Below are 12,294 nucleotides of genomic sequence, written 5' to 3'. Positions count from 1 at the left end.
GAGTGAAGATCAATCAAATTTAGCAGTACGGTCGAATGACCACTAACTTACGGCTACTGGACACATATTGAGATGACTCTTCGAAGAAGTTAAACGCTCAAACGGGGTGGGCGGCAGTTCCGCAGCAATGTTGGCCCAAGCCGCGCCGCACGCTTTGCGCTTTCGTAACGGTGTGTGGCCTCAATGTGAGAAGAGTAGCTCTTGCGGAAGAGCGAATCTATTCCCCGGTAGGATATTCTGACGCCGCATTGAGGTAAGTCGCATATACGAGGGTATAAGCGCGGCAAGGAAGCTTCATGCGCGGCGCCGATCTGCGCAAAGACGAGACTGCCGCAGAGTTGGTTCGATTCGCATATACGTTCGTATCATGTCGCCGCACATGGTTATAAGCTAATCTGCAGATGAAAAAGAGATGGACTGCACCGGCCTCACGCCGTCCCTTAAAACGAGAGGTCGAGAGGGCATTTTGCAAATTTCGCCTGTTGTTTCGATTGTCGATGATGACCAAGCGGTTCGTCATGCCCTGGACAGCCTGATCCGGTCGCTGGGTTGGCAGGTGCGCATGTATAAGTCGGCGGAGGAATTTTTTTCGTCAGGGGATGCTGCTCACACCGCCTGCCTGATTTCCGATGTTTTGATGCCAGGGATGTCCGGTATCGAGATGTATGAGCACCTTCGTGCTCAGGGGCATAATCCACCGACCATATTTATCACCGCCTGTCCGAGCTCACCTCTACGGGCGCAAGTCGTGAGTGCCGGCGCACTCGTGTTGCTGCCGAAACCTTATGACACAGCCACTTTGACTCACTGGCTCTCGGTAGCACTTGGTAGTCCTTAGCGATGGAACGGCGCTGAGAAGAAGTCCGAATTACCTGACACGATGACGCTCAATGATGATCGCCGCGAGGCAGAGAGGGCCCTATACCGAGCGATTCGGCCTTGCGGACCAGATCCGGCATCGAGCACGCGTTCATTTTACGCATGACGTGTCCACGGTGAACCTTAACCGTGATCGCACTCAGGTTCATCTCATAGGCAATCTGCTTGTTCAGAAGACCGGAAAGCACAAAGCCCATCACTTCTTTCTCGCGCGGCGAAAGGGACTGGTATAACGCACGCAGATCGGCCAGCGCGGCTTCTGCCGCGAGCCGCTCGTTGTCTCGCGCCAGAGCCTGAGCAACGGCGTCGAGCATGTCCTGGTCCTTAAACGGTTTCGCAAAGAAGTCCTGCGCGCCGGCCTTCATTGCCTTCACGCCCATCTCGATGTCTCCGTGACCGGTCATGAATACAACGGGAATACGCATGCCGCGATTCACGATATCTTCGTGAATCGCCATGCCGCTCTTTCCGCGGAGTCGCACGTCGAGGATGAGGCAACTTGGTCCGGCGGCAGGCGGGCACCGTAGAAATTCGTCCGGGGATTCGAACGCTTCGACCCGCAGGCCGACTGAGCGCATAAGGGTGCTAAGGGAAAGCCGGATTCCCTTGTCATCATCGACGATGTAGACGACGGAGCCTTCGGTTGCTGCGGTTTCGGCTGTTTTACGGGAGTTCGTTCCAGTAGTCATTCGGCCACCTCGCGAAACCGGAACGCGGCCGCGTCCCGTTGGCATGCAATTATTCTACGCCCCCGAGCGAAGCAGGTACCACTTCTACTCTCCCCCCCCAGCAGGCAACGTGAACTGAAAGACAGCCCCTCGCGGTTCATTCTTGCAAGCCCACAACCGCCCCCCGTGCGTCTCGACGATTGAACGGCAGATCGACAGGCCCATGCCTAGGCCATTCTCCTTCGTCGTGTAGAACGGATCGAAGACGCGACTGAACTCATCTGGAGGGAGCCCCGGACCAGAATCCCGCACGACGATAGACACGCCATCCGATAAATCTGCAGTTGTGCTGATCAGTAGCTCACGGGGACCCGTGCTCGTTGAGCCCATCGCCTCAAGGGCGTTGACGATCAGGTTGAGCATCACCTGTTGCAACTGAACGCGATCACCCAGGACGAGAGGCAAGGCATCGCCGAGTGCCGTCAGCACTGAGACGTCGTACTTCGCCGCTTCGCCCCGCGTCAGTTCGATCACCTCGACGACCGCCTCGTTAATGTCTACTCGGTCCTTGCGTGGAGGCGCTTTTCTGACCAGGTCGCGAATCCCGCTAATGATGCCGCCAGCGCGTGTTGCCTCATAGACGATGCCATCGAGCGCCTGCCTGACCTCATTAAGGTTAGCGGGCCTCGCGTCCAGCCAGCGCGAGGCGGCCGAAGCATAGGTCGCTACCGCAGTGATCGGCTGCCTGACCTCATGGGCAATCGAGGCTGTGAGCTGCCCCATCGTCGCGGCCCGGTTAGAGTGCGCGAGCGCCATCTGCACTTCACGGTAGCGCTCCTCGCTCTCCCGCACTTCGGCTTCCGCCCGCTTGCACACGGTCAAATCAAGTGCGAAACCGACACCTTGGTGCTGCCCTACTTCGAACGTCGCCACGCCGATCAGCACGGGCGCACGGCTGCCATCCTTTCTGAAATATTCCTTCTCAAAGGGCTGTAATGTCCCTGTCGTCGTGAGCTCCGCGATTCGCTGGTTGTCGCGCTCGAGCCACTCGGGTGGGGTCATGTCGGTCCAGCACATCCGTCCCGACTCGAGGTCCTCGCGGTCGTATCCCACGATCCGGAGAAACGCTTCATTGGCCTCGAGAATCTGGCCATCGAGATGGAAAGTGAAAATACCCACAATGTTGGCCTCGACGAGACGTCGGATCCTTGCTTCGCGTTCCGCCAGATCGCGGTACAGACGAGCGTTCTCGAGGGTAATCGCGGCCTGCGAGGCCAGCAATTCGAGGACGGTTATGCGCTCAGGCGTGAACGCCTGGATGGCCAGGTTGTTCTCCAGATACAGCAAGCCGATCAATTCGGAACGGCGCATGAGAGGCAGACACAACACGGACTTCGGTTGGCGGCGGGTAAGGTATTCGTCTGCCGAAAAGGGGTTCGCTTGCGTCGCATCATCCAGCAGCACCCGCTCCTGGCAGCGCTGGACATAGTTGACGATGGAGTCCGGCAACGCCGCTTCGCGCGCGGCTGACTCCGGCGGGGCCGAGCCGTGCGACACGTCGCCCAAGTGCCGCCGGACGTGAACGGTCTGCTGCGCGAGGCTCGCTTCGGCCACGAGTGCCAAGCTGGCATTGTGGGCTAGCAACAGCCGGCCGGTTTGCGCGCCGGCACTTTCGAGCAGGATGTGCATTAGCGTGTCGACAAGATCGTCAAGCACGATATGGCTAGATATGGCCTGCGAGGCTTTGGCGACCGACAGCAGATCGAGTTGCACCACATTGCCAACAGGCGTGGCGAGCCGAGACGTTGCTACTTCGCGTATTGGCGATATGCGCGCGTCGAGCTGCCTGACTTTGCCGTGTGCGCCCCAGCGCTCAAAACAGCTGCGCGCTTCGTTCAGATGGGCGCGGCCGGCGCTCGCCCATCCGCGGGCACGGCAAAATCCGGCGGCCAGTTCATGAGCGATGCCTTCGTTTTGGACAAACCCTTGATCGCTGGCCGCTTGAATGGCCACTTCGTACAGACACATCGCATCGAGGTTCCGCCCTTCGATCCGGGCGATCTCAGCCGACACCAAGGCGTGCTTGTCCGCGAACGTAGGCGGATAGGTGTCAGCCCACTCGCGCAATTGCTCCCGGTGCTCGTCGAGGAGGGCGTGCCACGCGACCTGCTCGCCAGCGGACCCGTTCTCATAGAGTGCAGCCAACGTCAGCGCCGTGTAGTAAAAATAGTCAAGTGACTGAAAGAGGCCGACCAGGACCCACAATTGCGGTTGCGCCCGTTGGGCGGCGTCGAGGGCCGCTACGTAGTCGCCTGCCAGAAATCTCGCGTGCAGTTTGAAGATCCAGTACGTGCAGACCATCGAGCTCATCCGGTCGTCCGTCAGTTGCGCCTCAAACGCCGCTTCGTCGAACTGCGAGTCGCTAAACGTGGATAATTTCGCGGTATGACCCTGCATGGTCGCAATGAAGCGTTGGTTGCACACTATGGCGTCCGCCGCGTCGAGGTACCCGGCCTTGCGCACGAAGTCGAGGCTCCGCTGCGACTCGCGCCAGACCGTTTCGAGCGGATCGCCCCGCAGTAGAAGGTCGCTGGTGCAATGGAACGCACTGTAGCAAGCCGTCGTCAGATCGCCCGTCTCGGTCGCGGTGCGAAACGCTGCCCGATGGAAGTCAATCACGGTTTCGATCGGCTGGGTCCAGAAAGCAACGTGTCCCGTTGCGATATAGACTAATGCCTTATCGACAGGGAAACCGCCCTCGCCGACCAGGTCGCATGCAAGCCTGGCGAAACGGTAACCGTCGCGGTAGCGGCGAAACACCGGGCCAAGGATAAACCCGAAGCAGGCGTACGCGGACGCACCACTCGAGCCGTGCAGCAGGCTGATGTTCACCATGCGGCACAGGTGCAGGCACAACAACTGGAAATCGATAAAGTAGGCGGATTCATACAGGGTCGAGAGAAGACGCATCGCGACCTGCAGTTCCGGATCGGTCATCAGCGGCACGTCTATTAAGCTCTCGACCGGGCGACCCGCCAGGTTGCGCCAGACCGCTTCGTATTCGGCCTCGACCTGTTCCTGAGACGGGTGCGCCGGGAGATCGATGCCGAACAGGCGCAGGCAGGTGAGCACGCTGTCGACGGCCTGCCGGTTCTCCGACTTGACGATATGCAGCCGCACCTTCATATGGCAGACGGCCGCATGATCGACTCTCGACACGCATCGCCGCAATAGCTCCTCGATGAGTTGCTCAGCCTTGTCGGCGCGACCTGTCAGATACTCACACTCCGCGCGTTCGAGCCGCAGACTGAACATCAGGTCACGGTGGCTGACCCAGTTGCCGTCGTCGAGCAGGTCCATGCCGGCCGCCAGGTACACGCACGCAGACGCATAAGCTGCCGAGGACTTAGCCCGGCGCCCGGCACTCAGGTCGAGCGCCGCGATCTGCACTTTCTCATCATGCCCGGTGAGCAGGGTTGCGCCCCGATTGAACTGGTTCGCGACATCGAACACATGCTCTGCAAGTTCGTCTGCAGTCAGGTTGGCCAGCAGCACGCGACCGATGCTTAGGTGGACGCCGGCGCGCTCCGCGTCGGGAATCAGCGCGTAGGCGGCCTGCTGGATCCGATCATGCAGGAACTTGCCGGTGCCGTCGGCAAGCACAATCAGATTTTCGCGCGCCGCGGCCGCGAGGGCTTGCTCGACCTCGACCTTGACCTCCCTCACGCCTTGCCATGCAGCGAACGCCAAATTGCCGCTGACCAGCGCGACATGGCGAAGGTCGAAAGTGTTGCCGAGGCATGCCGCCAGTCGCAAGGTTTCCTGTGCCGCGACCCTCAATTGTCGCAACTTACCCACCGTCAGGTCGACGGCGTTGCCGGCAAAATTTTTAGCCCTGATCTGATCCAGGTTCCACCGCCAGGCCCGGTGTTGCGCATCGTGCCGCAGCAACCCCTCCTGGTGCAGCACATCCAGGAACTGGATAAAGAAGAACGGATTGCCCCCTGTGCGCTCGCGAACAAGCCGCGTGAGCGGTTCGCAGGCGGCAGCAGATGGTGCACGGAGCGTGTCGGCCACCAGCCGGTTCAGATCCACGACCGACAGCGGCGCGAGCTGAAGCTCGTTCACCGATGTGCCATTCTGGCGGATCCTCTCGACGCTCGTCATCAACGGGTGCGTGGCACTCACTTCGTTATCACGAAAAGCACCCACTAGCAGCAGATAGCGTGTGTCCGGGTGTGTGATCAGGTCCTCGACGAGCGTCAGGCTAGCCGGATCGATCCACTGCAGATCGTCCAGGAAGAGAACCAGAGGATGTGCCTCGCTCGCGAACCCCATGACGAATTGCCGGAACACCACGCGGAACCGGTTTTGTGCCTTGGTCGGCGGCAACGCCGACACCGGCAATTGCGCGCCGATAATCAACTCGACCTGGGGCAGCACATCGACAATAAGCTGGCCATTGGTGCCGACCGCGGCCTGGATCCGTTGCCGCCAGCCGGCGACGCGCGCTTCGCTTTCCGCCAGTAGTTGTTGCACCAGTTCGCGAAACGCCTTGATGATGGCAGCATAAGGAAAATAGCGCTGGCCCTGATCGAACTTGCCCGAAATGAAGTAACCACGGTTCGCCACAATCGGCCTGCGCAACGCCTCGACCAGCGTCGACTTGCCGATGCCGGAGTACCCGGAGACGATCGCCAGCATGGCCTCGCCGGTGGCCGCCGTCCGCTCGAAGGCGCCTAGCAGCCTCGCTGCTTCGTGGCGCCGCCCGTAGAGCTTGTGCGGGGCATGGAAACGTACCGGGATATCTTCCCTGCCGAGCGGGAACGGCTCGATCTGACCCGAGGTCCGCCATTGCACCAGACACCGATCGAGATCGGCCTTCAGGCCTTGCGCGCTTTGGTAGCGGTCTTCTGGTAGCTTGGCCAGCATCTTCATCACGATATCCGACACCGGCTGTGGCACCTCGGGCGTGATCCCCGTCGGTGGTATCGGCATACGGGCGATATGGCAATGCGTCCATTCCAGCGGGTCGTTCGCCTGAAATGGCAGCTGGCCGGTCAGCATCCGATAGAGCATTACACCCATCGAATAGCAGTCGGTCCGATAATCAACCGGACGATTCATGCGGCCCGTTTGCTCGGGGGACACGTAAGCCCAATCTCCAGCGGGGGCGGTGACCTCCCTCGTCGGGACGGTGCTGGCTTCCTTTGCCGTCGCCATACTGAAATCCACCAGTAGAACCCGGCCAGTGCCAGGCTCGACGAGGAGATTGGCGGGTCGGATATCGCGGTGGATAACCTGCGCGGCATCGATACCCGCGAACGTATCCGCCAGATGACGGCCGATACGCAGGCAAACAGGCAGGTCCATTCGCGGCGCACGACCCAAAACGGCTTCGAGCGACTCGCCGGCGAAGTCTTCGAGCACCAGCACCGGGCCGATTCGCTCATCGATTAACGTGAGCGGTTTCGCAATCCCCGCGACGTTTAAAGATTGCAGCAGGAGGTGTTCGCGTTTCAGCAGAGCGAATTGGACTGGGTCGGCGTTTTCCGCAGGCAACTTCAACAGTACCGTCGACCCATCCGCGGAGCGTCCACGGAAGAGGTCGGAGCCCGCTGTCGCGCAGACCCGCTCAAGGATCTGACAGTTCGCGATGGCCACACCCTCTCCTTTGTGACGCCAGCGACTTGCCTACACCGGTACGTTGCGTTTTCCCTTAGTGCCCGAAACACAGGCACAGAGAAACCAGTGTGAGCATCGTGAGGGGGCCAATCACCCAGGGAGGTGCATAGCCCAATCGACGCGCGGGTTCGACGTCGACGATGGTAGATTTCTGTGGAAAATTTCTGATCTGCACTAGGGTAACCGGATGACAAAAGCAACAAAAATACTATTTAAAAATTGATGCTATGCTTTTGAGGTATAGGGGAACGAGGTCCCTCATGGAATTTCGCCATTTACGATATTTTCTCGCCGTCGCCGAGCATCGCAGCGTTGCCGAGGCCGCGAGACACTTGCACGTCGTTCAGCCAGCCTTGAGCCGCCAAATCAGGGATCTGGAAGAAGAATTAGGAGCCTTTCTCTTTGTCCGCAGCATTCGAGGTGTTGAACTCACTGCGGCGGGACGACAGCTTGTCGTAGACGCAACACGCCTGCTTGATGACCTACAGATGGCGACTGAGCGGGTCTCGCGAATAGCAAGCGGTCAACTTGGCGCTCTCCGAATCGGGGTATCTGCCAGCTACAGTTGGCACCCTTCAATCTTGCGACTACTACGCGAGTTCAGAACGACTCATCCCAATATAGCCGTTACGCTTGAGCCGGTACTCGCTATGAAACAGATCGAGGAAATTGCTGATGGCAGTCTCGACGGCGGATTTCTCGCGCTTAGGGATCGAAGCGATAAAGCATTTTTTGGGCACACCATATTTGGCGGCAGGCTGATGCTCGCGGTGCCGCGCCAAAGCAATCTTGCCCGTAAGCCGCCAGCTACACTTGCCGAACTCAAAGATGAACCCTGTATCTGGTTCGCTCGCGAAAACGCACCGTCGCACTACGATTTTTGGATTGATCAGTGCCAGCGAGCGGGGTTCGTGCCGCGCCTGGTAGAAGTGGCGGTCGATACTTCCACCATCTTGGGGTTCGTCGCTGCGGGCATGGGATATTCGATTGTGCCGGATGTATCAGAGTACAGCTGCCCGCCTGATGCTCAACTGATCAGTCATCCAGACCTGTCCAGCACCTATGAAGTTGAATTCGTATGGAGCGCGGACGCTAAAAACCCCGCACTCGATCAGTTCATCCAACATTTTAGGCCTTGATATCGCGTCCGGCGATTGCGTGTCCAGCATGCATTCGCGCCAGGTCTACGGATTCCCACTTACCTCATTTCGCTGGCCTGTGAGTCGCGCGGCAGCCGATCAGCAACGGTCGGCGAATCATCTGTGCCAGCAATACGCCCAAAAGAGTGACTCCGCCGCCGAGGAGGTGATATGCATGCAAATGCTCTCTGAACCAGCCAACCGCGATGACGGCTGTCGCGACAGGTAGCAGGTTAATAAACATACTGCAGCGGTTAGCGCCTAGATGTTTGACTCCCTGCATCCACAAATACGGCAGTACGACGGAAGCAGACATGCCTGCATATACGATCAACGGTACGCTCGCCCGATTCGGGAGCGCCGCGTGCAGCGGTAGCCGAAATTCGAAAACCAGCATGAAGCCCAGCGCGGCGATTGCCTGCAAATAGGTCGACTGCCATGACGGTAGGCCGACGTTCCAGCGTCGGAGCAACACGCCGTACAGTGCGTAAGCAAGAGCCGCAATCAGCATCAGCAGATCACCCACGTGGCCGCCGCCTGAGAGAAGCGCCGCCGGGTTTCCTGAACTGACCAGGTAGACAAGACCAACCAAGGATAGAAGGCCGCCGCATAGCATGCCCACCGTCGGGGCTTCGCGCAAAAACAGCACAGAGAGAAGCATAGTCAGAAGTGGCACAAGCGAGGTGATGACCGCCATGCTGGTCGCGGTGGTGGTTTTCGCTGCCTGATATGCCAGGCATTGAAACAGCGCCATGCCGAGAAAACCTAGAATCGCAAGTCTTGGCAATTGCGGCACGATCACGGCGCGGCTGCGCCACACCGGCTTCTGAACAAACGTGCTCATCAATGCAACAGCAAAAGCAAGTCGCCAGAACGTGATAGCCGTCGGATCGATGGCGTTGACCGCCAGCTTCGTAACCATCACGTTACCAGCCCATAGCAGTATCGCGACGAAAGGAAACAGGAAATACGGGGCAGACATGGCGGAACGTCTCCTGAAATAAGGAAATTGGAAAATGGTGTCCGCGGCGAACGAGAGCTCGCGAGGCATCGTGACTGTTTAGAATTTCCTGATGTAGAACCTTGCTGCCATTTTTTATCGGAGACTCGGGAGGGCTATTGCGGGGTCTCCGCGGGTCTTGTCAGCACCATGGAAGAACGCTGTGAGAAGTTTTCATACCAGTACGCAAGGTGGGGAGATGTCGCGCGCCATTGATCGCCTTGATAGCGGAAATCGGAAAACCCGCAAGCAGCGGCAATGGTTATCTGGGCAAGATCCGGTTCTGGCGCGAAATCCACCGCGTCTTCATTCAGCGCCACGAAGCAGCGCTGTGCCCGGACCTTCATCTTTTCGAGGAAAGCGGCGGATCGTCCCGCCGGATCGCGGAGCAGTTCCGCGCGCCGGCTGATGTGCGCTTCGAGTATGCCGTTCGCGATGGCGACTTGGGACAGGATGCGCCACCGGCGTTCGCCTGCCTGAGGAAGCAGCCGGTATTGACCATACTCAGCGTTCAGGTAATCGCAGATCACCATCGAATCCGCGAGGCTCAGCCCTTGATCCGTCACCAGCGCGGGGATGCGGCCAACCGGTGTAGCCTGGCCGAATTCGGGCGTGAATGGCACGGTGTGCGTTCCCCACGAGTGCGGCCATCGGGTTTGGATCGTGGTGACTTTGTCCTGGATGCCCAGTTCGATGATGCAAATCATGACCCGGCGGACCCAGGGCGATGCGGGGGTTGCGAATAGCTGCATGATGCCTTGGCGCGAACGAAATCGAACACGCATGATGTAGCTCCAGAGGAAAAGTGACTATCAGTATTTTTAAAAGCCCCCGTCAACGCATCCCTAACACGGTGTTAATGCAATCCTGATTGCCAGCCGCAGCGACCTGTCCGCACAATGTTCGGGTGTTCAACATACGAGCTGGCTCGAATGAAAATCATCGATGCACATTTCCATTTGTGGGATTTGAAGGAAAACTATTACCCGTGGCTAAACGACGGCAATCGATCTTCGGTCGTGCCGGACTACTGCTCGTTACGGCGTAACTATCTGGTGACGGATTTTCTTTTGGACTCAGAGGATTTCGAATTGCTTGCTGCGGTGCATATCCAGGCAGAGCACGATCCTTCTGACCATGTCCGCGAAACCCGCTGGCTGCAAGGTGTAGCCGACGATGTCGTTCGTTCCGGAGGGGTCCCTCAGGTCATCGTGGGCAATGTCGATCTGGCGGCGCCTGATGTGCGTGCAGTCCTCGAAGGCCATCGTGCATTCAGGAATACCAGGGGCGTCCGCCAGGCCTTGCATCGGCGGCTCGACGCGTCGCCCGCCTACGACCCACTGCACGACCCGGTATGGCAACGCAATTTTCGGTTGATCAAGGAATTCGATCTGACCTTCGATCTGCAATTCTTCCCCGAACAGGGAGCAGACGTGGTCCGGCTGGTGCGCGCGCACCCAGACACGCAATTTATTCTTACGCACGTCGGCATGCCCTATGCAAACCAAGCCGAACGCCATGCGCTCTGGCGCAAGAACATGCGGAAGCTGTCCCAGCTACCTAATGTCGCGGTGAAAATATCCGGGTTCGGCATGTTCGACACCGCATGGACGCTGGATTCGATACGTCCCATTTTGGACTATACCGTTGATCTTTTTGGCTCTGGCCGGTGTGCGCTTGCCAGCAACTACCCCGTGGAGAGTATCGTCACGCCCTATCGGGAAGTCTGGCAAGACTATGTCCGATATTTCGAAGATTACAGCGCCGACGAGGTGGAAGGCCTCTTCCGTGGAAACGCGCGACGCCTTTATCGGTTGGAACTGAATGGCGACATGTAGGCGAATGATTCATTCACCGCGGTATCATGATGCGCCATGAACCTACGTCTGGATCTGTTCGATCTACAACTCTTCATCCATATCGCCGATGCTAGCAGCCTGACTCAAGGTGCCAGCCGCAGCGCCATTTCCACCGCCGCCGCGTCCACGCGGATCAGGAACATGGAGGCCACGGTTGGTGCGCGGCTGCTCAATCGCACGCCTCAGGGGGCCACGCTGACTGCGGCTGGCCGGGCACTGCTTGCGCATGCGCAGCAGATCATACAGCAGATGGAGCACCTAAGCTTCGACATGCGCGATTTCAGCCGTGGCTTGCGGGGTCAGGTGAAAGTCTACGCGCACACGACTTCGATGACCGAATTCATGCCCCAGGCGCTCAGCGGATTCCTAGCGCAGCACCAGGACGTGGAGATCGAGCTCAGAGAGGCACTCAGCGACGATATCGTACGGGCGGTCGCTGCCGGCGAGGCGGATATCGGCGTCGTGTCCAGTCCGGTCGGAACGGGCGAATTGTGGGCCCGCCCTTTCGGCAGTAACAGGCTGGTCGTCATCTTGCCGCCTTCTTCCGAACTGGCGCGCGTCTCTTCGATCTCTTTCACCGAGACGCTCAGGCTTTCCTGCATCGCTTTGCCGGGCGACACAGCCCTACACCGGTTCATGGCGCGCGTGGCAACGCAATCCGGCGGGAATTTCCGGCCTCGAGTGCAGGTCAGCAACTTCGAGGCCATGTGCCGCATGGTCGAGGCGGGCGTCGGAATCGGCATCGCGCCGATTTCCTCAGTGGAGCGCTACGTGAAGAGCATGAACATACGTTATATCGCGCTCGAAGATCCCTGGGCCATACGCGAGGTAAGCCTGGTGACGCAACCGCCCGACACGCTGCCGACGCTTGTGAAAAACTTGTCGGAGCACCTGGTCGAATATGCAAAGGCCAATAGTCGAATGCGAGTGGACAGATGACAATCGGACACGGCTAGCGTCGGCGACGAGGGTCGTGTGGCTCCCATTCCAGTGTGGATTCATGAGACCCGCGCCGCGTTCATAGCGACGCTGGTTGACGCGTCTGACCATCAATCAATACACCC

Annotated in this window: 8 protein-coding genes; 4 read left to right on the top strand and 4 right to left on the bottom strand. The window is 59.0% G+C overall.

Annotation, left to right across the window (positions count from 1 at the left end; translation table 11 throughout):
- Positions 1–412 precede the first annotated feature (412 nt).
- Complete coding sequence (locus P3T20_RS36605; RefSeq protein ID WP_083611627.1) at positions 413–838, top strand: response regulator transcription factor; 426 nt, start codon at positions 413–415, stop codon at positions 836–838.
- Positions 839–887: 49 nt separating this feature from the next.
- On the opposite strand, the gene P3T20_RS36600 is transcribed toward P3T20_RS36605, so the two are convergent.
- Positions 888–1,568, bottom strand: coding sequence for a response regulator transcription factor (locus tag P3T20_RS36600; protein ID WP_074267538.1), 681 nt, complete (start codon positions 1,566–1,568; stop codon positions 888–890).
- 84 nt (positions 1,569–1,652) lie between these two features.
- On the bottom strand, positions 1,653–7,211 hold the full coding sequence (locus tag P3T20_RS36595; protein ID WP_083611626.1) for a trifunctional serine/threonine-protein kinase/ATP-binding protein/sensor histidine kinase: 5,559 nt from the start codon (positions 7,209–7,211) through the stop codon (positions 1,653–1,655).
- A gap of 281 nt (positions 7,212–7,492) precedes the next feature.
- Between P3T20_RS36595 and P3T20_RS36590 the strand changes: the two genes are divergently transcribed.
- Complete coding sequence (locus tag P3T20_RS36590) at positions 7,493–8,371, top strand: LysR family transcriptional regulator (protein ID WP_074267537.1); 879 nt, start codon at positions 7,493–7,495, stop codon at positions 8,369–8,371.
- 64 nt (positions 8,372–8,435) lie between these two features.
- Here P3T20_RS36590 and P3T20_RS36585 read toward each other — a convergent pair whose 3' ends face one another.
- On the bottom strand, positions 8,436–9,353 hold the full coding sequence (locus P3T20_RS36585) for a DMT family transporter (RefSeq protein WP_074267536.1): 918 nt from the start codon (positions 9,351–9,353) through the stop codon (positions 8,436–8,438).
- Positions 9,354–9,487: 134 nt separating this feature from the next.
- Positions 9,488–10,156 carry a glutathione S-transferase family protein gene (locus P3T20_RS36580; RefSeq protein ID WP_074267535.1) on the bottom strand — a complete coding sequence of 223 codons (669 nt, stop codon included), beginning with the start codon at positions 10,154–10,156 and terminating at the stop codon, positions 9,488–9,490.
- 147 nt (positions 10,157–10,303) lie between these two features.
- Here P3T20_RS36580 and P3T20_RS36575 point away from each other — a divergent pair, with 147 nt between their 5' ends.
- Together P3T20_RS36575 and P3T20_RS36570 are read left to right on the top strand one after the other, a co-directional pair.
- Entirely contained in the window at positions 10,304–11,209 is a 906-nt protein-coding gene (locus P3T20_RS36575) for an amidohydrolase family protein (protein WP_074267534.1), read from the top strand.
- Between the two features lie 36 nt (positions 11,210–11,245).
- A complete protein-coding gene (locus tag P3T20_RS36570; protein WP_074267533.1) occupies positions 11,246–12,169 on the top strand; it encodes a LysR substrate-binding domain-containing protein in 924 nt (307 codons plus the stop codon).
- Positions 12,170–12,294: the final 125 nt, after the last annotated feature.

The organism is Paraburkholderia sp. GAS206C, from assembly GCF_050435645.1.
In the GTDB taxonomy this organism is placed as follows: domain Bacteria; phylum Pseudomonadota; class Gammaproteobacteria; order Burkholderiales; family Burkholderiaceae; genus Paraburkholderia; species Paraburkholderia phenazinium_B.
This window is presented reverse-complemented; position numbering and strand designations above follow the sequence as displayed.

What these genes read in the sequence shown, in the direction of transcription:
- P3T20_RS36605 (WP_083611627.1), top strand. Translation starts at nt 413, where the DNA reads ATGGACTGCACCGGCCTCACGCCGTCCCTTAAAACGAGAGGTCGAGAG.
- P3T20_RS36600 (WP_074267538.1), bottom strand. Translation starts at nt 1,568, where the DNA reads ATGACTACTGGAACGAACTCCCGTAAAACAGCCGAAACCGCAGCAACC.
- P3T20_RS36590 (WP_074267537.1), top strand. Translation starts at nt 7,493, where the DNA reads ATGGAATTTCGCCATTTACGATATTTTCTCGCCGTCGCCGAGCATCGC.
- P3T20_RS36585 (WP_074267536.1), bottom strand. Translation starts at nt 9,353, where the DNA reads ATGTCTGCCCCGTATTTCCTGTTTCCTTTCGTCGCGATACTGCTATGG.
- P3T20_RS36580 (WP_074267535.1), bottom strand. Translation starts at nt 10,156, where the DNA reads ATGCGTGTTCGATTTCGTTCGCGCCAAGGCATCATGCAGCTATTCGCA.
- P3T20_RS36575 (WP_074267534.1), top strand. Translation starts at nt 10,304, where the DNA reads ATGAAAATCATCGATGCACATTTCCATTTGTGGGATTTGAAGGAAAAC.
- P3T20_RS36570 (WP_074267533.1), top strand. Translation starts at nt 11,246, where the DNA reads ATGAACCTACGTCTGGATCTGTTCGATCTACAACTCTTCATCCATATC.